The sequence below is a fragment of the Mesorhizobium sp. M4A.F.Ca.ET.050.02.1.1 genome, assembly GCF_003997725.1.
Taxonomy (GTDB): domain Bacteria; phylum Pseudomonadota; class Alphaproteobacteria; order Rhizobiales; family Rhizobiaceae; genus Mesorhizobium.
Genome location: NZ_RZSG01001265.1, coordinates 1 through 983, shown reverse-complemented (window position 1 = coordinate 983; position 983 = coordinate 1). Strand labels below are relative to the sequence as shown.

Genomic DNA, 983 nt, shown 5'->3' with positions numbered 1-983 from the left:
CCCCCGCCGTCTGCACCAGCGTGAACACCGTCCGCCCGTCCGCCACGCCGTTCACGTGCGTTGCATCAACGAAGTCGAACAGGATGCTGGATCCTTTCGAGTCCAGCCCCGTATCCACGTTGTCGATCAACGGATTGAGCGACACCGTCACGGGCTCGTCGGCGCCTGCATTCACCAGGCCCGCAATCTGCGCACCGGTAAACGCCGCCACCGTGGTCGTCGCGTCATTGTCCGTAATGCCCGTCGACAGACCCGTCAGTTCGTCCTCATCAACGTTCACGTTCACCGTGGCCGCGTTGTTCTGCGGCACATCGTTCTCGATCGTGACCGACGCCCCGGCATCGATCACAACGCTGTCGCCGTCGCCGTCGGTCGCTACGAACACCGAGGCCAAGCTCAGCGCGATCGTCTCCGCGTCGCCCCCGCCGGTCGCCAGCGGCGTGTGGTCGATCTGATCGAGCAGCGTGAAGGTGAATGCGTCGTCGGCCGTGCCCAGCTTCGTGTCAGCACCCGCCGTCTGCACCAGCGTGAACACCGTCCGCCCGTCCGCCACGCCGTTCACGTGCGTTGCATCAACGAAGTCGAACAGGATGCTGGATCCTTTCGAGTCCAGCCCCGTGTCCACGTTGTCGATCAACGGATTGAGCGACACCGTCACCGGTTGGTCGGCGCCTGCATTCACCAGGCCCGCAATCTGCGCACCGGTAAACGCCGCTACCGTGGTCGTCGCGTCGTTGTCCGTAATGCCCGTCGACAGACCCGTCAACTCGTCCTCATCAACGTTCACGTTCACCGTGGCCGCGTTATTAAGCGGTCCGTCGTCCTCGAAGTGGACAGCCGTGCCGACCACGGCGCTCGCGGCGTTGGGGCTGCTCAAGCTGAACCCGCCGATATCGAAGGTGTTGTTGTCGTTGCCGGAAACGCCATCGGCGTTGCTGACGTTTTCGATCAGCACGCGGTCATGGGTTCCGCTCGTCGTCCAC

The 983-nt window shown here is 63.7% G+C and carries 1 protein-coding gene; it reads right to left on the bottom strand.

All coding sequences use genetic code 11. From position 1 onward, the window contains the following. Positions 1–955 (bottom strand): hypothetical protein (locus tag EOA33_RS36835; protein WP_210212656.1); only part of this gene is annotated, 955 nt, incomplete at its 3' end. Positions 956–983 lie beyond the last annotated feature (28 nt).